The sequence below is a fragment of the Pseudomonas persica genome, assembly GCF_900291015.1.
Classification (GTDB): domain Bacteria; phylum Pseudomonadota; class Gammaproteobacteria; order Pseudomonadales; family Pseudomonadaceae; genus Aquipseudomonas.
Window position 1 is genome coordinate 84,879 of the sequence record NZ_OLKL01000029.1, and the last position, 19,790, is coordinate 104,668.

A 19,790-nucleotide genomic window follows, 5' to 3' on the forward strand; every position below is an offset into this window, starting at 1 on the left:
ATGCGTCCATCCATCTTCCACAGTCCTTCACGCGTCAGGTGGAGCGCCTCTAGGCAGAGGACGCGCACCGTGAAAAAATCTTTCAGATTGTGGTGGCCATATGGGTGGGGTGGCATACTAAAGATATTAAGGGAGTCGCCCTCTGTTGCGTTTTTCTAATCTTCGGGTGATTGCTGTTTGGATGCTTTCTGCGTGCGCGGCTTTTCCAACAATGAAAATCGTTAAAAGCGCTAGAATGGTTGATGTTATGGCTATTATGATGGTTAATTTGTGTGAATTTTTCTGAGCTTTTGAAAGATAATCTGAGGAGTCGTTTAAAATCAGCTTGCATATAACTTCCTTGTCCCATGCGGATTTTAAAGGCGCTGGTGTTAAATCGAGAAGGCAGCGCCCTCTATCAAGCTCCCACTCGAAGGTGGGGCTGAACGCTTTATCTTGGCGCGCAATAAACCATGTTCCAGTCTTATTTACTTTCAAAGGTACTCCAGGGTAGATAAATAGACAGAGCGCAGCGCACAGGCTTAGAATGAAGTAACAGCGAAATAGATTGGTGAGAATATTCCGAGTCCGTCGCCTCCAAAGTTTGACTTTCAACGTGTTAACATCGAAGTATGGTCGTGCTTTTGTTAGCAACTCCAAATCCAGGTTGTGCCGCTTGGCCCAGGCTACAAGTCGGTACATCTGGCGTGTGGATTTAATGTTTAGGCTTAAATGCCAGTTGAAGTAATGGAGCTCTACATGTCGGTTAACGATAGCATTGATCTTTGGGTCTGAAAATTCACGCTTGCCCCCAAATAGCTCCAATACTCGATGCTTTAAGATGAACGAAGATTCTGTTTTTATCATCATCCAGAAAAAATAAATGATCGCAATTGTTGTTAGTGCTACAGGTATTTTTTCGAAAAGGGCGGAGATTGATGTTAGGTAGTTGTTTTCCATAACTGTTATGTCGGTGTTTTGTAGGTGGGTTGTAAGTTTTTAAACGGTCTGCTGGAGCTTGCCATTAAGCTTCTTTATTGATCTGGTCGGAGGTTTTTTCTCAGTCGCCGCTCCATGTCGATGCGAGTATTTCGCTGGGCGTAGTTCCAGGTGTTCGCTCGTTTGGTTGGGCTTGTACAAGGTAATACTGCCTCGCCCGTCCTCACCTTTCGAAAGATAAGTCCGACTCGTGGTGTCGGGGAACTGACGCCGCGTGATTTTGCGTTCACTCCGGATGGCACCAAGCACAACGGCCAATGATGACTTTATTGTCATATGGGCCATTAGGCCGCTAGGTCGAGTAAGTTCATCGTGCTGAGCAGCCTCCCTGACTTGAAATATTCAATGGCGAAGTGTCATGCCATGAATAGCCGAATTGACGGCGATCTGAAGTCTAGCATGGGATCGACTTAGCAGAGGAGCGCGTCTTTTGACTGTGGAGTGAAATGGCGTGAGTGAGGTCTTCACCCATCATAAAAAGCGCCGCCTCGATTTCCCGACCCGACCATGTCCTAGGTAACCTGGCCCCTGTTGCATTAACAGTCGGGGCCTTAGCCATCTGTTCTATGATCCAGTTTGCTCTGCGATTCCACATGGCGTGCTTTCGGTGAGTGCTGACGTGTTTTGCAGGAGAGAAATATTTGAACACAACTGCGTCAGGCGTTCTGGGGGTACGTGGCTTTTTCTGCGTATTGGCGGGCATGCAACCGAAACGCAAATGCTGGGGTACCGCACGGTTATGCGATGTTGCCCAAGACTGAACGAGCCATGCAAGTGCGGCAGCTACGCGGCTGTCATAGATCACGAAGTTCGGTAGAACCATTGAGTGGATCTTGGTGGTGCCGGCATTTGAGCGTAGATCGTGCACTCCCTTCAGAGCTTGTTCATCGTCCGAGATGAGCGCGGGAAGCGCACGCTCAAAATAGCCATGCAATTTATTGCTCATATTATCCAACCAGGTGCCATTGCCGGGACGCTTGAAAACACCGCCCCATTCCATGATGGCTCTGGCCCAACTCGCCAGTTCGTCATGATTGATGGGCTTTTCATTCAGGCAGTCCTGGATACCCATTGAGAGTTTCCCGAGCAAAATCGCATTGTCGTGGAAGCTTGAGCGAGCAGAAATGCTTTCTTTACCCGTAGGTGTCACCAGGTCAATCCTTCTGATCGGCCACCGATAACGTTCGAACGAGTCGCTGAGCAGCCGATCAACTCCACCGGCGTGCGGAAAATCGGTAGGACGGGTGCCCACCACGGCCGACTCAAACCAAATCATGAACGCCTGGGTGTCCGGATCTATCAAAAACTCAGTTTTCGTCATTCAATTCGCTCCTTCGCAGAGCGTGATGATTGCATGGATCGTCTTAGGTGGGTGCCGGATATGCGGGATGAGCCGCACCGTGCGGGAAAGGAACTAGCCTAGGCGGAGATGGCGGGCTAGTGGCCTGAGACTAAATTTCCTTCTCCTGAGGCGCTGGAGAGGGCTGAGGCCACGATCTGATTAACCTACACATTTTCCTGATTGGCCCTCTGCAGCATCGTGAGCTTCATGGCACTCACCTATCAGGTCGCTTGACGCGTAGAGATAAAGGGTTTGACCCCTTGCTGATCAACCGCTTCAAGCTGGAAATACTGTCCTTTAGCCTTCAGTGCGGCGATGACTTTACATTCAGCATAAGGAGTGCTGTATGAGATGCTGGGGCTTTGAATGTCGAATATCATCGAGTCTGAATAGCCTGGCTCGAATCGCAGGTTCTCCAGGGCTCCGATGGCTTCACCATTAGTTTCAGCAATCTCGATCACGAGGTTACGCAGGGTCGACTGATCGCTATTGGCGACTTCAGCAGAAAACATTTGATGCCGCGTTTTCGCATACCACCCAGTGCCCGCAGAGCCGATTCGATTGAGGCGGATGTGGGCGAGCAGAACGATCTCCATGGTTACTCCTCTGGTTGTAACGGCGCTTATACCTAGTGTTGGCGATACTGTAAGTGAATGCCCAGCGAGCCAAGCTTTGGCGAAAGACCGCCAGCTCATCCCTGATGACCTTTGCTGCGCAAAGCCGAGCAGGCCGCGCGTGAGTTATCAACGGCTGTTCTTAACATCGCGATTGAGTAGCCGATATACTCGAGCTGGTCATTGGCGGGCAACGTTTTCATGCTGTTGGACGCTTGTCTTGCGCTTGAGCGGGAATGCTATCGGGTGCTCCGAGCCCCTTGTTTGGGAGTGTTGCAGCCTCTGAATAATTGTCCCGACGAAGTTGCGAGTGATTCACTGGGCAAGTGAACCCTATGCTCAAAAGGCGTTTTTCAACATCGCGTAGCTCTTCGTCGGTGGCTGACGGGTGCACTCTGACTTCGCGGATGGCGCGCCCAAAATTGAAATCCAGCACAAGGCCTAGGTTCTTCCCTCGGATCACCTTGCGAGCTTGGGTGTGCCCTTCGGGGGACATGCAGACGGTGATAATCGGACTTTCATGAGTCAAGCGATCGCCATCGCGTCCTCCCATGCTTTCGAAGCCAGTGAGTATCGAATACCTAGAGAGGCTGAAGACGACCCGAAACTCCTTTTCTTTGTGATACTTTTCATGCTTCACCCGCAGTGGATCATGAGGAGCGCCTGCTTTGAGTGCATCATCATACGTGACAGGATAACCTTCCAACGCGTGTTCCAACGGTTCGGCAAATGCATCCATCAGCCTCCATTCCTCGGTGAAGAGGATCACGCCCTCAGTCCCGTATTCATCCCACATTTCATGATTTTCTTCTGTGCCGAGGTACCAGCAGCTCAGAAAGTTCTTCTTGCGTCCTACGTCTTGCATATCGAGCATGAGCTTGTCTAGATCGGTAAGGAGTTGAGGATCTACGTCCTTTACGTTTTGAGCCTGGTATGTGGACAGGTAGGTTTGATCAGAGACGCCTTCATATTCATCCATTGGATGTTCTGCGGCACTCACATACAAGCCTGCATCGGCGATGAGCCACTCCAGCTTCTGCTTCGTGAGGTACCGCATCATGTCTGCCATGTTTACATTTATCCTTGTTTCAAATTGCTGGCTTGGCTTTGATTGGAGGAAGGTTCGCAACCGATGTCGATCCGGCGGCAAATCTCAAAGCACAATGATCTCTTCAGCCTCTAACCAGCCCGCTTCGATCACTCTCGCTTTGGCTACCTCAGGCTGGACGGTGTAGACCACAACGGCCAGGCTCTCTTCGGCGCGGCTGCAGGTTACGTATAGAAGCCGGCGTGTGCGCGAGAGGGAATTGTCCTTGCCGGCGCGTTGATTTTTCACGTCGGTTGGGGATGCGGGCTTAACCCCCAGTAGTTTTTCGTAGCTGAATAGGAAGCCACCGGCTTCTTCGTCATTCAGGACTACCATGACCCGCGGAAACTCCAATCCCTTAACACCCTGGTGCGTGTCAAACGGTGACAGCCCATTTGCGTAACCGGCGAACGCAGCCATCTCCGAATAGGGTCGTCCTAGTACAACCCGGTAAGCATGGATCTCTAGAGCTTCTCGATCGGACGTTTCTGGTGCTGGTTCTGTAGTGGCGCCTTGAACCAAAGCTTCTGCGAAGCGCTCTGGCAAGTCGAGAAGGCCAGTCCGCCGAAGAAGATGAGCGACCTCCTCGATAGTTGGATCGTTGTCCGTGAGCAGCTCGCAGAGCGACTGGGTTGCTTCGCCCACGGATTCTAATACTCCCAATTGGTTGGCAACCGATTCGAAATAGCGAGGATCGAGCAAGGGTGAGCGCAGTCGAACTGCCTCCATGAGCGTGAAATCATCAACCCGTGAAGCTTCGACAATGGGGGCGACCCGCTCGAAGAAGAGCTTGAGAAGGGGTAGAGTTCCGTCCAGCAGGCCCGTATTTAAATGCTCGACCTCATACAGTGGTGTGAACACGCCCTCAAACCCCATGCGGCGACCGGCCATCTTATGTTCCAGGATTAGCGTTTTTCGGCCTTTCGAACCGGCTGCCCACTGTGCATCACCTGTGATTTCGGCCATTTGCCTGGCCACACGCTCCTCAAAGTTAAAATCTTGACCCGGCTCTTGCTGCGTGCAGAACATTCGCACTGTGCCCTGTATAGCGCCAGGCTTGGGTGTTTGCTGATGGCCATCAACGCTTGCACGGATCACGTTAATCAGATTAACGACCCGCGTAGGGCATCGACGGTTGATGCACTTCACGGGTTTAGCCCAGTCAGCTGGGATTGCAGCATCCAATCCAACCTTCCCGTCGTTGTAGATGCGCTGCATGGTGTCACCGAGAAGCCCAACGCAAAACCGATCTGGGATTGCTGCTTGAGCTTGTAGAAAGGCATCCATGAGCGGGCCGTAGGTGTCCTGGCTTTCATCAATCAGAAGCACCGGATGCCGATCGGCCATCACGTTGAGCAACGGCGGCTGCGGAATGAATGCTGCGGCCATCTGGATGACCTCGCTGTGGTTCAGCGATTGCCTGCTGCGGTTGTCTCCTGTCGGACTGTAGGTAAAGTCGGGGATGTCGTTCAGGCTCGCCAGCCGACGCGTCTTGCTGTCTCGGCTCGCCTGGTTTGCACGAGACGTCTTGTTCTCTCCCTGCGCCCGCCGGAGTTTGTCATCCAGTTCAGCGATGTCAGCATTGAGCTTGATGCGCAACCATTCGCGAATGTCGTCGTTAAAGCCCTTGATCATCCTCCACGAGAATGCATGGATCGTTGAAACTTCGACCAAGGGATCATGCTCAAGGCGACGCGCGATTTCCTCACATGCTGCGTTGGTGTAGGTAATGATCGCGATCTGACGGCTTTCAAACGTCAGGCGCTGGCGCTCACGATTTTTCAGCGATTTTACTGCTTCGACGAGGGAGTGAGTTTTGCCTGAGCCTGCGCCGGCATACAGAAAGAAGCTGCGAGGCTTCTCCAGATTCAAACACTCCTGGATGACGTCATCGGCAGTTGGCTTCGCATCATCGGCGATATCCGTCTCGGCACTCATTTTTCGCTCACCTCGATGCTGGCCGTTGGAATAATGAGGAGCTCCTTACTCTTCTTCCTGAGCTTGCCCTCCAGCCAAACAAGCCCCTCACGGATGTACTCCGGAACCTTCACTTTGGCGAAGTAAGGATCACCCAATACCTGCAAGGCAAACTCAGCTTTGTCCCCATCCCGGAGTGCATCGAACAACGCTTGGCCCAGATCGTTCGCAGTGCTGGAGTCGCGCAGTGCGTTGGCAAAAAGCTTGGTCAAACCGCGTCCTTGCTTAGTCGCAAAATGGTTGACGTTAGTCAGCACCAAGCTGTCCTCGAAGGTGTTGGGCAGCGCTTCGGTGTCACCTGCCATGCTGGTAAGTCGAACGTTGACAGGGGTCTGATACGAGATTCGGATAGCGAACAGCTCGTCAATTTCCTGGGTTTTCTGCTCCTCACCTAGATCCAGCAAGGTGTCGACATCGTGTCCGATCTGTCGGGCTGTCACCCAATTGCGCAGTGTTGGGTTATTGGTAACCTGCTCCGCGTTTCGCCTAACAGGCACGGCTGACTTCTTGTAGCCGGCATCCAGATCCGTGATCACCAATGTGACGATACCGAGCGCATCTACCAGCGGGCGGAGACGGTGCGCGTGACTGCCTCCGATATCCAGGGTGGTGATGTAGCATCGGTCGAGGAAAGGGAAGTGGTTGCGCAAGAAGTGCGGGAGCATCATCCGCTCGGCTGCGCCTTCTACCAGGATGACCGCGTCAGCGAAGAACAGATCGGCATGCTGGGCCCTAAGATACCGGGTCACGAACTCCTTCGTTTGCTTATGTGGGTTCTTCTGGCCGAACACAGTGCTCAGGTTGGAAACGGTCGACACAGGGATAGGGATGCCGGCCATTCCCGCGGGTAACCTGCGGAAGTAGCGGAGGTTTGCATACTCGGTTTCATGGGCAATGTGGCTCGAATGGGAGCTGACCACCAGCTGAGTTTTGAGCTTCGGATATCTCTTGAGCAACGGGTCGTTGCAAAGGACGTGATACGCATGCTTGATGAAGGCTTGCTGCACTTGAACATGAAGGTGAGCTTCAGGCTCTTCGATTAGCACCAGGTGAATCGGCTCGACGCCCGCGTCGGACTGCTCATCGGTGTTCTTGTATTTCCCCAACCATTCGTCCCGGAAGGCCATCAGCTGGAAGATCATCGAGATCAGGTTCTGGTAGCCCAGACCGTTCGAGGTCTCGGGCAAACGCATGGGAGGGGCACCGGGCGCGCCTGCCGCTGAATCCAACTCGAACAGTACTGCCGCTTCATGGTTCATGCCGTCAGTAGGAGACAGACGTGTCTCAACTCTGATAGCAGGGTCAGAGTTGTTGGGGTATCCCAAACCTGCGACCTCCTCAAGCGCAGGCGCGAAGCTGGAGGTGAGTCGGGAGTCGAATGCAGACTGAGCGGCCTGGATGGCAGTGAGAGCCTCTAAATCAGAAATGTCCGGGCTGTCACCCGGATCCAAGTGTCGCTTGTAGTAAGCCCGCAATTGTTCTGTCAGCTTTTTCCCTGAACCACCTCTGCCTTCGGTGACTGATTCTTCGGCGCTGTCCCCAAAGCCTCGCTGGGCGTTGATTTCGTGCACGCGGATAAGGTCGGTCAACGGGTTACTCTCAAGCGGCCTGGCCTTGTCAGTGAGCGCTTGTAGATCGGCGTGGCGCGTCTTGGGATCAGGTGCGTGGAGCTGATTGGGATCGAGGCGGTACCAGCAAATGGTGAACATCGTCCCGAGGCGCCGATTCAAGTAGTCGTGCAAGCTTTGGGGCCATAACGGAAGCGCGGGTGGCTCCTTGCCTTCGGCCGAGTTTTTCAGGATCTCCTGCTGTAGCAGTTTTACGCGTGCCCGCTCTTTCCGGTAATCGGTAAATAGCTTGCCCATGTCCTTGGGTTCGAGCCGAAAGCGCATCCCGACATGGCCGCCTTTCCAGGCAAAATTGGGAATGAGATCTCTTATATGGTGCAACTCGCCTTGGGAGGCCTCCACCCAGAGATCCAGGGTGGGTAACCAGCGCGCCCAATCATTCGCGCCGGGGACTTCAAACCCCTCATCCGCCGCTTCCCATTCGGCGCCAATAGCGTCGATCGTCGAGAGGTGGCAAAGCGTCAGATCCTGGAGGCGGAACGCGCTTGCTTTCGAAAGCAGAAACTTGCGCAGCGCTAGCATCGCGGAGGACTTGCCGCTGTTGTTGGCGCCGACCAGAAGGGTGGTGGTGCTTGCAAGGTCGATTCGGACGGATAGGAGCTTGCGAAAGTTCGCTATCTCCAAGTACTGGATCTGCATGGTCTCTTCCCTGCGACGGCTCAGTGGGCGGGCTGCCTAGCTGATAGGTATTGGGACTCTAGCCGAGCGCCGGCTTGACTCCAAGATCGGTGATTGAAATTGGCCATCATAGCCAGGGCTTGTGTCTTGAATTGATTTGTTTCCGGTCGGAAGCTATAAGCCCAGCGCGTGACGCGCCTTCCGTGAGCATGCTTTTGAATGATAGGAGTCAGGCGGACGAGGTTCCTGAGTTTCGCTACCTCAAGCGAATGACTGACGTTGACGACTTCGGACGATGGAAGGTTGGTCGGGTAGGGGGGGGGCTTGAAGGACAGTTTCAGAAACTTCCTGAGGTCGGCGTAATTTTGATCGATGGCTTCTTGGTATCGAGGGATTGGGCCCAAAACAGTAGGGATTTTGATAGGGCCGTCGAGAGCCCAAGTCCTTCTGATCGACCTCCGCCAGCGTATGGCGTAGCTGTTGAAGGGCGATGTACATGGGCACCGGTTGGATCGCTGATTTGAATCACGTTACCGTGCTGCCATCCTCAGCGTTGCATTCTGCCGTGCTACTGTCGAAGGTCTTAACCTCGAAGCCATCGACCGATCAGATGCGATGAAAAACTTTGTTCACAATATGAGCTTTAAAAAGGGTGCTGGCTTTTCGGCGGTAACCTCCTTGGACGCGCAGCGCTTCGCTCGGTAAGGGGCATGAAGCGAAAAGGATGGATATAGCTTCCTTATGTTGCTGCTGAGCCTCCTAGTGCTGTTGTGGTGAACTCCGAGTAGCAGCATCAAATTAATTAGGCCCGGTTGTGCATTTGGGTTAGCCTGTAGGCACTTTTCAAACACCGGAGGATTAGAAATGTCTCGTTTGGCAGAATTCAGAAAGCTTGAGCAAACCCTGGCCGCGCAGCTCGCTGAGCTTGAGGCGATGAAGGGCAGCACCGAGCTGAAGAAAGAAATTGAATTTGAAGAAAAGCTTCGTGATTTGCTGAACAAGTACGGCTTCAGCTTGCGAGATATCATCAACATTTTGGATCCGCAAGCTGGCCGTCGCAGCGCCCCGGCTGTTGCAGAGAAATCGCCGCGTCGTGCACGCCAAGTGAAGCAGTACAAAAATCCGCATAACGGGGAAATCATCGAGACCAAAGGCGGCAATCACAAATTGCTGAAAGAGTGGAAAGCCCAGTACGGGGCAGATGAAGTGGAATCCTGGGTATCTTGAGTATTGCTTACTACTAAAAACGGCCCGGTGGGCCGTTTTTTATAAGAGAGGAAAACCACGTGCGGAACCCTGTTAGACGGGCGTCATGATGAGCTTACCGAAGCGGGTAGGGACGTTGTGGTACCCATTTAGTGCGGCTCTATGCATCGTCTTTCAGATCGTGGGCTGTGTGCGGGGTGATCACCAGCCCGCGTAATGGCTCAAAAGGTGTGCCCATGTCGTCAATGCCTGACCGTCTCTGCGAAGGATTTGAAGCGCAGTCGCTGCAGGAATTTTGGTCGGGCACCCGCCAATCAGGAAAAACTTGTCCGGCCCCGAATGGTAAAGGTGCATTAGGGTCAGAACCATAATCTGTTGAACGGGCTCCATGGATCTGTAAGCCCTGCGCATGGCCTTCAATATGGCTGGGATAGGCTCAGATTGCTGATAGTCGTAGCCCTGTGGCCGCATAATGAAGTGACGACCCTGAGAGCCATAGGGCGTGACTTGGATGAAGCAGCTTTCCAGCTGGTAGTCATCGACGATCTTCCACGCGGTGTTCCCAAAAACTTCGCCTCGCAGCGCTGCCGAAGGATAAACAGGAGGCTCAGCATCACAGATGATGGCCAGAGCAGTGGATTCAACCCCATCCATGCATGGCGTTTTATCGACTAAATCCACAAGTGCGTAGTTAGGGATGCGGCCTGCCGCAAAGTGGGGGTCAATAGCTGCATAGGCAGTCATGGCAACCGGGGTGCGAGAGTGGTGGATGTAGCATGAACTTGCTGTCTCCATATCGGTGAATGCCCACGTGCCCGCGGACGTTCTGTATACTCCCAGTTCACTTAGCATAGAAAAAGCGTCACTCAGATAGTGGTTGCTCATCGAGATGTCCCATCTTGCCGCTGTGAAAGGCATGCCTGGAGTGGAATGTCATGATGCACTGGCTCCGCAGTTCTCTGCTACGTAACCGTTCGGTCAACGCTATTTCCTGACACCGTCGCTTGAGGACACGGTGTCCACCTTAAGTGGATATCATCTTTAGCTTTTTTAAGCGGACGCCTATGCCTCAAGAACGCCGCTCCCATTCCAAGTCCTTCAAGACCAGATATTGTCTTCTGAAGTGACCACAACGCGTGGAGAGAGGGATCAAGCAAGGATCTGCCCTTGGTGACAAAACACATACTAAGGCTATTTCGTAGAAGGATTTACTGGCTGCGACCTCTACCGTCTGGAAATCATCGCCTCAACAGCACCACCTACACGTTGGCACTCACTGGCTGGGGCTCTTGGGTTCATGAAGGCGCAAAACATCAACGGCAGACAGAAGCATGACCGGATCATGAACGACCACCACTGGGATTACGGGTGGTGAGAGGTTTGATGAGGCCGGGTGAACAGCTATCATGTTTCTAGATACTGAGAGGGGCTCGAGTGACATGCTTGCATTTATTAGCTACTCCCGATGGTTTCTTTAGCCGCCTGCCCTATGCTGAAAGCTAGCATCATTCAGCGTCAGGTCGCGGTCGTTCCTGCCGAAAGCCTACTGTCAGATATTTACCGCCGACAATGTGCGATGTGTGCCCTGTCCACGTCCTTCTTTTTTCCAATGACAATGCAGGTTTACTCGCGAGCATGAGTTTAGAAACGAACGCCAAGGCAATTTTGCGTCTCTCAGTATGAGTTGGCACGATATTCTCCTCGAGTGTTGCAGGTAAGTCATTGGGTCAGCACGGTGAGGTTAGCGTTGAATTCATATTAGTCAATCGTAGCGTATTGACTAGATGGCTTCTTCGGACGGAAGGTATTTTAACTATCAATATATGGCTTAATCGTAAGTTCCTACCCTGAGGGCCTTGGCCGTACCCGTTTGTGTGTTTGGCGAATGGCAGCTACCCCAATTTGGGGTAGCTTTCTGAAGGGGGGGGAAGGGTGGAAAGCTAGGCTGAGGTCAGAGCCCCAAATTGGGGTTGAATAAGCAGTCAATTTTCCGAAAATAAGCGTTGTTGAAGTTATATAAGCTTGATTGATTTAAGTGTGAATAATCAAGAGTTATTGGTTGCATTAATTATTGGGGTGTGCTAGCAATTAAATTACTCTCATTGGAGTTTTTACCATGCTCAGAACACTCGTACTTTCATACTATCCGAGAGTTTATGTCACCGATAATATGATCGCTCGATGCATGGGTATGCATAAAAGCACCACTGACAAAAACATGGCCAGGCAAGCGCTATGTGTATTTGACGTGTTTATGGGAGCTTGTCACCTAAGGCAACATGATCTGAGTTGTCCTGAGATTATTGCCCGGTTCTGGGGTTTTCTGCTTTCTGAGACCAACGCCACTTATACATTTGCATGGCGTATCTTGACGTGCGTAAGAAAGTCGGCGGATGAAATAGGGTTAAATGTATCTGGATTCAAGTCGAGTTGTGGGAAGCGCTATGAACATCAATGCAGGGCTTTATATTCTAATGGATATAAAGATGCAGCGCGTCTGAGTTTTTATGAGGGGTGGTGGGCGAGATGGCGAAGCGACAGAGAGCAGTTTGTCAATCTAATACCGTATTATGTTAAGTACGGTGAAAGCTATACATCCTACGTGTTTAGCAAGCTTAAGACGTATCTTCAAAAGCACACAACAGAGACAATGAAAGATAAGATTCGTCATTCTGACAATTTTGCTAGGATTGTCAGTGAAACCTTCCTGAATGTTGAAGAGTTGGAGTTGTTGCAAAATTCTCATGAGCTTAGTTTGTTCATGGAGGCTGCATATAATAGCGAGCTTGCAGAGAGACTTAAAAATGGCTATGACTTGGAGGCTTTTTATAGGGAATGGGCTGCGCTAATCCATTTTGTGATGAGTTTCTACGTTAGGCAGGGGATACTACCCGAGCCTGAGTATCCGTTTGCGATTGAACGGTACACAAGCCCGGCCACTCGTGGTGTCAACACCCACCGTGGGCGCAAAAAGCTGATTAAATTAATAACGCCAATTCCCGATACTGTTTCAAACCAGGATGCTGCAAGTAAGCTCTACGAACAGATCAATGGGGATATCAACGGGGTTGTAAAAGCCTGTGAAGAGGCAAGGCAAGACATCATCAGTGCCTACAGAAGGCGCAAGAAGGCTGCACATCTTGCCGAAGATGCAGAAGCGTATAGACAGGCGACTTCGAATCAACAGCTATATATGTCAAGATCCAAGCTTTGGGAAAGTAACCCATATCCGGATATAGACGATAAAGAGTTTGAGCGGGTGTTTGGTTGCCTGAAGCGAGAGCTTTCGTCTTGCCTTGGGTTGATGGATAGCACAACACTTCTGCCGTTCTTGTATTTATTAATCAATGAAGTGCCGGCAATTACCAAGTCATGGTTATTAAACTACCAAGTCAAGGACAAGCACAACCAAGATACTGATGATTACGAGGAAAGCAATCGCACCAAGAGCTTAAAGCGACGTCGAGGGCCCGCTTCGGCACTTCAAGGTGTACACCTTACGTCCAAGGCGCAAGAGTTAATTGATGAAATTAAAGAGCTGACAGCTGAGGCACGAGCCTACCTCCAGAAGAATAATAAGATTGATGCTAAGTATTTGCTGTTGACCAGTGCCACCGGAACCTCTTTGCCTTCAAAGAAAACAAAGTGGTCGGGGATGAGTGTGCAGCAGAACAAAGACTCTTTGATGGCAAAAAAGATAGAGGCTGTTTTTGGCGAGGATACGGGCCAGGTGTTAGAAAACCTTACCCCCAAAACCATGCGCACCTCGTCAGCGGTTATAGTTTATTTCAAGACATCGAGCGTCCATGCGATGGCTGAGGCTCTTGGGCAGAAAACCTACATTCCTAAGCTGCTCGATAAATACCTGCCGAAACCGATTCGGCAGTTTTATCTGAGTCGATGGATACGTACTTTCCAGCTCGGAATTATTTTTGAGTGTTTTAAGGAGTCTGAATATCTGCTGGAGGTCATGAACATCGACACCCTTGGAGAACTCGAAACGTTCATTAAGCATCACAGGCTTTCCCCTCTTCCGCCGCAGTTGAATCTAAAAAACTGGTTGCCAGCCAATGAGCGAAATGATGGAGGCGCTGTGGTTAAGGGAATCATTCCTGTCTGCCCAATGCTCTGCACACTTTTGATCACTATGGCACCAATCTTTAGAGAGTGGCAGTCCAAGGGGCATACAATCAGTGAGAAGTACTTGAATTGGGCTTTGAACGGCGAATACTTAACGCATGCTGTAGCGCTGTATGAGCGGGGCGAGATTGAGGTTGTCTCTGAGGAAGTCGCTTCGATTTTTCGGAAGTCCGGCTACTCCATTCCTTTGGCTGCGAAACTTCGTCTCATGATCGAAGATGATGAAGAGGGGCTTTCATATGCCTAATCGACGCGCGAAGAACATTGAAGCTAAGGTTGAGAATCCTATCCTTGCCGAAGAACTTTCAAAGCTAAAGGACATGAGGTATTACGAGCAAAGGATGAGGCTTCGAGAGCTGGTTAGCATTGGTGCTGGCGGAGAGGCAGATATAGATACGCCAGATTGGCTTATTGAGGGGAGCAATATTGAATCACCACTTTGGGTGTGTTGGTTTGGTACCGAAAAAAAAGGAATCAAGATTGTGGTTGATTTCTGCATCCAACTCTATGACGGGAGCATGCTAACTGATAGCGTCAACACAACACTTTTAAAGATTATCAAGGTGTTCTTGGTGCTTCAGATCCATCCACGCTACAACGGTGGCTCAAGAAGAGGGGCAGACGCAGAGGCGCAGATATTCAGGCATGGTCTTCACTTCGTCGATTGGCTATTGATGGGGGGAGAACGCTTCAATATAACGCAGTGCGGGCTTTCTCTCATTACCGAAAGCGACCTTATTGAATACCTCCTTCTTAATACGAGCAACCCCATATCAACTCATCTTTACGTTTACCCCACAAGGCTGGCTATCGAGTTGAAGCGATTGTCGTCAAAGATCACAATCGAGGACGCGATTGATACACAAGAAAAATGGCACGAGTGTTTCGAGCTCATTGATATTGCCGATCAGACATTGGATATGAGCAAAGATGACCTAATCAGGGCGAGGGTCTGGATGTACCGAAACGGCTACTACATTAAGCAGTTTGGCGTATTGAGGTATAATTCGGCGCACTTCATTCGGTCGCTTTATCGGAATACGCTAGGAGGTGTGAGGCTTGCTGTTAGAACTTTTGATGAGTTGAATGGTGGGGTGGTTTGGAAGACAGAGTACCCATCTGTCCCTATTCGAAATGAAGTAACTCCGACGGTATCTAGTAAAACATTGGGGCGTATTTTGCGTGCGCTTAAAAAGCTTCCCATTCTGAATAATTACTTCAAGGCCGCACGCTTTGATAGTCAGGCGCTCGCCAAAATTACGGTTAAGACAATACTTTCCAAAGTAGGTGAAAAACCTAAGGGTAGGTTTCGGTCACTATCAGGGGAAGTGGTGTTTAATTTAGTTCGTGCGTCTTATGAATATATAAGGGAAAATGCTTTCAGAGTTATGTCTTCGGTAACTTTCAATTCCGTCGCTAATCAGGGCGGCAAGACCAAAAGGGCATTCAATATAATGGGTGCTCCATTCGAAGATATGAACAGTAAAGTTATGACTCAACCTAGCATATTTTCCGCTTGGATGATTCCATATACTCAGCGTCAGTCAGATTATTTTGAGTTGTTTAGGGCTGATTATTGTCTCTATGATTCTTATGCTGTTCTGATGGGGGCTTATATATCAATCATAGGCTTGCTAACGGCTAGGCGTCAAATCGAACTATTAAATTTGCGTGCTAATACTTGTCTGCTGCCAAATAAAGATCCCTATTTTAGTGAAAATAAAAGTATTCAGTATGAGTTATTATTTGATGGGGGTAAAACTGGAAATAGGCATGGTAAAGAGCTGATGCGCGTTACGGTGCCGACAATGGTGGCGAAATTGATATGGGACTTGAAGAGATTTCACGCAAACTGTTACAAGGCGGGGCTGATTTCCTTCGATACTCCTCTATTTATTTATATTCGTCCTGATAATCTGTCTTTTAGGCCTATGGATGCCCGGATTTTCAACAACTGCTTAAGTGCTGTCTGCGATTATACTCAAACGCCGGTGGTGACACTGGAGAATGGGACGCAGGCTCGCTTCTATGTCCGGCAGCATCAAATGCGCAGGTTTTTTGCAATGGCATTTTTTGCATCAGCTGGATTCAAAGGTTTGGACGCATTGCGCGCCTTTTTAGGGCATAGCGACCTTGAACATCTCTACAATTATATCCTAGAAATCACACCTGGCTCGATGCTCGAAGGTGTTAAGGTTGAGTGTATTACCGACGCCATTCTCAAAAACGAATCCACAATAGAACATTTGGATGAAGTTAAATATATGCTGTGCGAGTGTTTAGGTTGTCGCGACATTGGGGCTAAATCATATTCAGAAATTTATCATGGACTTAAGGAGGCCGCTGACCGTGGCGACATCGTTGCTGATTTTGACTTTGCTGATTTCAGCTACGGTCAAATTTACGCCGATGTGGCAAAGCTTGTCCAAAGCCATCGTATTGATTTAAAGCCAGATTTCGCCATGCTGACCACAGAAGACGGCAGTACTTTTGAGATGAAGCTTTCCGTTAAAGTACGCTACCCATGAGCAATAAGATCGAGGCGGGAAGGGCTTCTATGGTAAAGCTGTTGGCGCTAATGCATGATGTCATTAACAATCCCGCGTTGTACAGAGAAAACATGGCGTTGGTGACAGCGCTTGGAAGTCAAGTTGCGTTGGCCTCTTATGCAGATGACGAGCGGGGAATCAAAGCATTTAGTCTGAACACTTTCAAGAAGCATGCAATTGGACTGGGTGAGACTTTTCAAGGCATCGACTCAATCAGAAAAGCAGCGTTAAGGGCCATCCAACAGAATAAAGCGTGCAGGAGAAAACCTAGTTCGCGGCGCTCCCAAAGTGAGGCTATAGCTCTTCTGAGGAAACAGCGTGCTGCACAGGATATTGATTTGATGCGTCTCGTAATGATTGTGAAGGAATTGAAGGATCTTGCTCAGCGTCTCGCTGAGCTAGATTTGCCGGACAGGAGTGGGTATTACAAAAAAGAAATCTCTCGCATCAATTTGATGCTCATCACGCGAGGGCGTTGAAGTGTCTGGCTTTCAGTTACATCGACCTCTTGACATGGAAGCTATGTTGCCCACTGGGCTAAGTGTTCAAGCTCCAACCCAGCAGGATGCTTCAAATTTACCCTGTTTTTACTACCCTAACGGTGACTTCTGCTTTGAGGTTAATGCATTTATTCTGAGTGCATGGAAGTACTCTAATTACTCTACAACCAACAGGGGGGGGACGCTTCGCCAATGGGTAATGCAGCTAAGCGAGTTTGTGCGGTTTATGGAGAGCAATGCATTAAATGTTTTGACGGTTACTGACTCCTATTTTGTATTGTTTGTCAATGGGCTAATGGCGGAAAAGGAAGCAAGTGGGGAGGATAAAAGATCTGCTGAGACAGTGCGGGCAATAGGTTCGAAATGCTTGGAGTTTCTCGCGTTCGCAACGGAGATGTACGGATATGCAAACTTTGTTTCTCTAAGTGGAATTGTGAAAGGCTGCAGGATAGAATCGTCGGATAAGCGAAAATATCCATCCGAGTATCGGCGTGTGGTTTGGCATCATCATTCTTTTCCTCTTTCTAGTTCTCGTGGTGAAGGAAGTCCTATACTTACTGAGTCACTGGTCGCTTTAAAAATGGCTTCTCGTAAACGAGCGAGACCTGTTGCTGCGCGGTTAAAGATTCTGATATCTGTATTGGAGTCCTTGGGTTGCAGGAGAGCCGAGGCAGCCCGGATAAAGGTCTCTGATATCATGACAGCCTATCATTCAAGCCTAAGCTCTCCACTCTTGAGAATTCCTATGGTTAAGGGGCGTGTGGGGTCAAGGCTGGTACCTATAAGCCATTCGATAATATCGACATGGAATGACTACATCGTCGAGTTTCGGAACCCGCGTCTAGCTGAGTTGCGGAAGAAAAACCCAGATGGGGGAGTCCTCGATCATGATTATCTATTTATTAATTTGCGCAATGGGCAACCATTGAGTATCAATACAATCACTAATGATATCAGTGACCTAAAATTTGCATCAGGCATTGCTAAGCGAGCTCATCCACACATGTTTAGGCATCGCTTTATTACAAACAAATTCAAAGAATTGATCATAGAGTATGATCTACAAAATACGGATGTGATGCGTAGGGCTATATCTAACTCCGAGCTTATCAAGACGAAGCTCAAGGAATGGACAGGGCACAAGATAGTCGAAAGCCTGGATCGCTATATCCATTTGGCTTTCTCTGAGTTAGCTGGTATGCCTGCTGTAGTGGAGCGGGTGAATGCTACTGCTGAATACAAAGCCGCAAGAGCGATCTTCAAAGACCTTGAAGAAGATCGGGACGCCGGGCAGATCAGTCAGGAAGAATTCGAAAGCAAGGCATCCAGGCTTTTGGGAGAGTTCTTCGTTGGCATGGATGCTGAATCTCCTGTACGGGGGCGTTAGTGCTGTCCTCACATCTGTCCATAGGCTGCCTGTGATTGACTTCACTGATCTGTGCTTATTCGTCACGGTAGTGGTGCATGGCGGCTTTGCTGCAGCATCCAGAGAAATCGACGTTCCAAATCCAAGCTGAGTCGAAGAGTCCTCGCGCTCGAAGGACGATTGGGTGTACAGCTAATATGTATATCGCCCCGGCGTTTCTTTTTCACTGAAATTGGGATGGATTACTACCGCCATTGTTGGGATATGGTTGAGCAAGCTGAGGCCGCCGAGGGAACGGCGCAGTCGGCCAAAATAGAGCCGCAGGGCATCATCAAGGTCACTTGCCCGCCGGGGGCTAGGGGCCAACGCAATGATCGCTGATTTCATTGCATTGTACCCAGAGGTGTTCGTCCATCAGGAAATCACCAATCTCGAGGTTGGCGTCGATATTGCACTCCGCTTTTGATTCCTCCCTCGTGGATGACGGTCTGGTCGTAAAGCGTCTGGGCGACAGCTGTCAACGCTTGGTCAAACACCCTGACCTAGCGCATTGGCGTGGGCGTTGTGCAGCTTCCTGAGGTTATGGTGAGAGATGACTTAATTGCTGGACGCTTGGTTTCACTGCCACCTCAATATCGTCCGCAAAGCCGTCTAATACACGCGATTTTTTTACGTCTCGGAAGGCGTTATTGCCCTCTATCCGAGCGCTGCTCGAGATGCTTGGGGAGAGATTCGAGCTCCTTGAGATCTGATCGGGTCGGCAGTTCCGCCAGCGTGGGCGGATTTCACTGATTCAATAGAGGGGCATCTACTATGTGCAGATTGGAGCACGGAAGGGGGATGAGCAGGTAAGGCGGGATCAAAGATTACTCTGGGTACTAATAAAGCATCAGCGCGATGTTCACTTGGAAATAGGTTCAGGAGCACTTCCCGTCACTCAGCACCATGTCTCTTATGGCGGCTTCAGCGTAGGTTGCTGATCTTTTTGATGAGTTAACTGGTCATTCTAGGAAAACGTTGAGGTCTTGCATGGGAATGTCTCACTGTTCCATCTATGGGACAAACTAACGCATTTTTGCCGACTTATCAGCCATTGGTTAGGTCAGTAGGATTCTCCCCATCATGATCGCCCAGCGTTGCGGTCTTCATTCACAGGAGAGTCCCATGAAACTGTTGCATATCGATTCGAGCATCCTGGGCGACAATTCCGCCTCCCGCCAACTGAGCCGCGAAGTGGTTGAAGCCTGGAAGGTCGCCGATCCGAGCGCGGAAGTGGTGTACCGCGACCTGGCCGCCGACGCCATCGCCCACTTCTCTGCGGCTACCCTGGTAGCGGCCGGCACCCCGGAAGACATGCGCGACGCAGCCCAGGCCTTCGAAGCCAAGCTGAGCGCGGAAACCCTGGAAGAGTTTCTGGCTGCCGATGCCGTGGTGATTGGTGCCCCGATGTACAACTTCACCGTGCCGACCCAGCTCAAGGCCTGGATCGACCGCGTCGCCGTCGCCGGCAAGACTTTCCGCTACACCGAAGCCGGCCCGGAAGGCCTGTGTGGCAACAAGAAGGTAGTGCTGGTGTCCACCGCCGGTGGCCTGCACGCTGGCCAGCCGACTGGTGCCGGGCATGAGGACTTCCTCAAGGTGTTCCTGGGCTTCATCGGTGTCACCGACCTGGAAATCGTCCGTGCCCATGGCCTGGCCTATGGCCCTGAGCAGCGCAGCCAGGCGCTCGATGCTGCCCAGACGCAGATTGCCAACGAGCTGTTCGCTGCGGCCTGATCTTCGGCA

The 19,790-nt window shown here is 50.5% G+C and carries 13 protein-coding genes; 6 read left to right on the forward strand and 7 right to left on the reverse strand.

The window, feature by feature from the left end; all coding sequences use genetic code 11:
• Window positions 1-126 precede the first annotated feature (126 nt).
• The 6 genes from FQ664_RS14545 to FQ664_RS14570 all read right to left on the reverse strand — a co-directional run bounded on the left by FQ664_RS14545 (window position 127) and on the right by FQ664_RS14570 (window position 8,265).
• A complete protein-coding gene (locus tag FQ664_RS14545) occupies window positions 127-939 on the reverse strand; it encodes a DUF6216 family protein (RefSeq protein ID WP_144172785.1) in 813 nt (270 codons plus the stop codon).
• Between the two features lie 433 nt (window positions 940-1,372).
• Window positions 1,373-2,299 carry a hypothetical protein gene (locus FQ664_RS14550; RefSeq protein ID WP_144172786.1) on the reverse strand — a complete coding sequence of 309 codons (927 nt, stop codon included), beginning with the start codon at window positions 2,297-2,299 and terminating at the stop codon, window positions 1,373-1,375.
• A gap of 242 nt (window positions 2,300-2,541) precedes the next feature.
• Window positions 2,542-2,916, reverse strand: coding sequence for a hypothetical protein (locus tag FQ664_RS14555; protein ID WP_144172787.1), 375 nt, complete (start codon window positions 2,914-2,916; stop codon window positions 2,542-2,544).
• Window positions 2,917-3,133: 217 nt separating this feature from the next.
• On the reverse strand, window positions 3,134-4,003 hold the full coding sequence (locus FQ664_RS14560; protein WP_144172788.1) for a hypothetical protein: 870 nt from the start codon (window positions 4,001-4,003) through the stop codon (window positions 3,134-3,136).
• Window positions 4,004-4,087: 84 nt separating this feature from the next.
• Window positions 4,088-5,959, reverse strand: coding sequence for a UvrD-helicase domain-containing protein (locus FQ664_RS14565; RefSeq protein WP_144172789.1), 1,872 nt, complete (start codon window positions 5,957-5,959; stop codon window positions 4,088-4,090).
• The gene (locus tag FQ664_RS14570) at window positions 5,956-8,265 is read right to left on the reverse strand and encodes an AAA family ATPase (RefSeq protein WP_144172790.1); all 2,310 of its coding nucleotides are present in this window, start codon (window positions 8,263-8,265) and stop codon (window positions 5,956-5,958) included. Before FQ664_RS14570 ends, FQ664_RS14565 begins: the two co-directional genes overlap by 4 nt.
• Window positions 8,266-9,108: 843 nt before the next feature.
• On the opposite strand from FQ664_RS14570, the gene FQ664_RS14580 reads away from it, so the two are divergent.
• Window positions 9,109-9,471 (forward strand): histone-like nucleoid-structuring protein, MvaT/MvaU family, encoded by a 363-nt coding sequence (locus FQ664_RS14580; RefSeq protein ID WP_144172792.1) that lies wholly within the window; start codon window positions 9,109-9,111, stop codon window positions 9,469-9,471.
• Window positions 9,472-9,651: 180 nt separating this feature from the next.
• Here FQ664_RS14580 and FQ664_RS14585 read toward each other — a convergent pair whose 3' ends face one another.
• Window positions 9,652-10,335 carry a hypothetical protein gene (locus FQ664_RS14585; protein ID WP_144172793.1) on the reverse strand — a complete coding sequence of 228 codons (684 nt, stop codon included), beginning with the start codon at window positions 10,333-10,335 and terminating at the stop codon, window positions 9,652-9,654.
• Between the two features lie 1,231 nt (window positions 10,336-11,566).
• On the opposite strand from FQ664_RS14585, the gene FQ664_RS14590 reads away from it, so the two are divergent.
• From FQ664_RS14590 to FQ664_RS14615, 5 genes are all read left to right on the forward strand, one after another.
• Window positions 11,567-13,837: a hypothetical protein gene (locus tag FQ664_RS14590; protein WP_144172795.1), complete on the forward strand. Its 2,271-nt coding sequence runs from the start codon at window positions 11,567-11,569 to the stop codon at window positions 13,835-13,837.
• Window positions 13,830-16,118: a hypothetical protein gene (locus FQ664_RS14595; protein WP_144172797.1), complete on the forward strand. Its 2,289-nt coding sequence runs from the start codon at window positions 13,830-13,832 to the stop codon at window positions 16,116-16,118. The genes FQ664_RS14590 and FQ664_RS14595 overlap by 8 nt, the downstream gene beginning before the upstream one ends.
• Window positions 16,115-16,618: a hypothetical protein gene (locus FQ664_RS14600; RefSeq protein WP_144172798.1), complete on the forward strand. Its 504-nt coding sequence runs from the start codon at window positions 16,115-16,117 to the stop codon at window positions 16,616-16,618. Before FQ664_RS14595 ends, FQ664_RS14600 begins: the two co-directional genes overlap by 4 nt.
• A gap of 34 nt (window positions 16,619-16,652) precedes the next feature.
• A complete protein-coding gene (locus FQ664_RS14605; RefSeq protein ID WP_144172800.1) occupies window positions 16,653-18,026 on the forward strand; it encodes a tyrosine-type recombinase/integrase in 1,374 nt (457 codons plus the stop codon).
• Window positions 18,027-19,169: 1,143 nt separating this feature from the next.
• Window positions 19,170-19,781 carry an FMN-dependent NADH-azoreductase gene (locus FQ664_RS14615; RefSeq protein WP_144172802.1) on the forward strand — a complete coding sequence of 204 codons (612 nt, stop codon included), beginning with the start codon at window positions 19,170-19,172 and terminating at the stop codon, window positions 19,779-19,781.
• Window positions 19,782-19,790 lie beyond the last annotated feature (9 nt).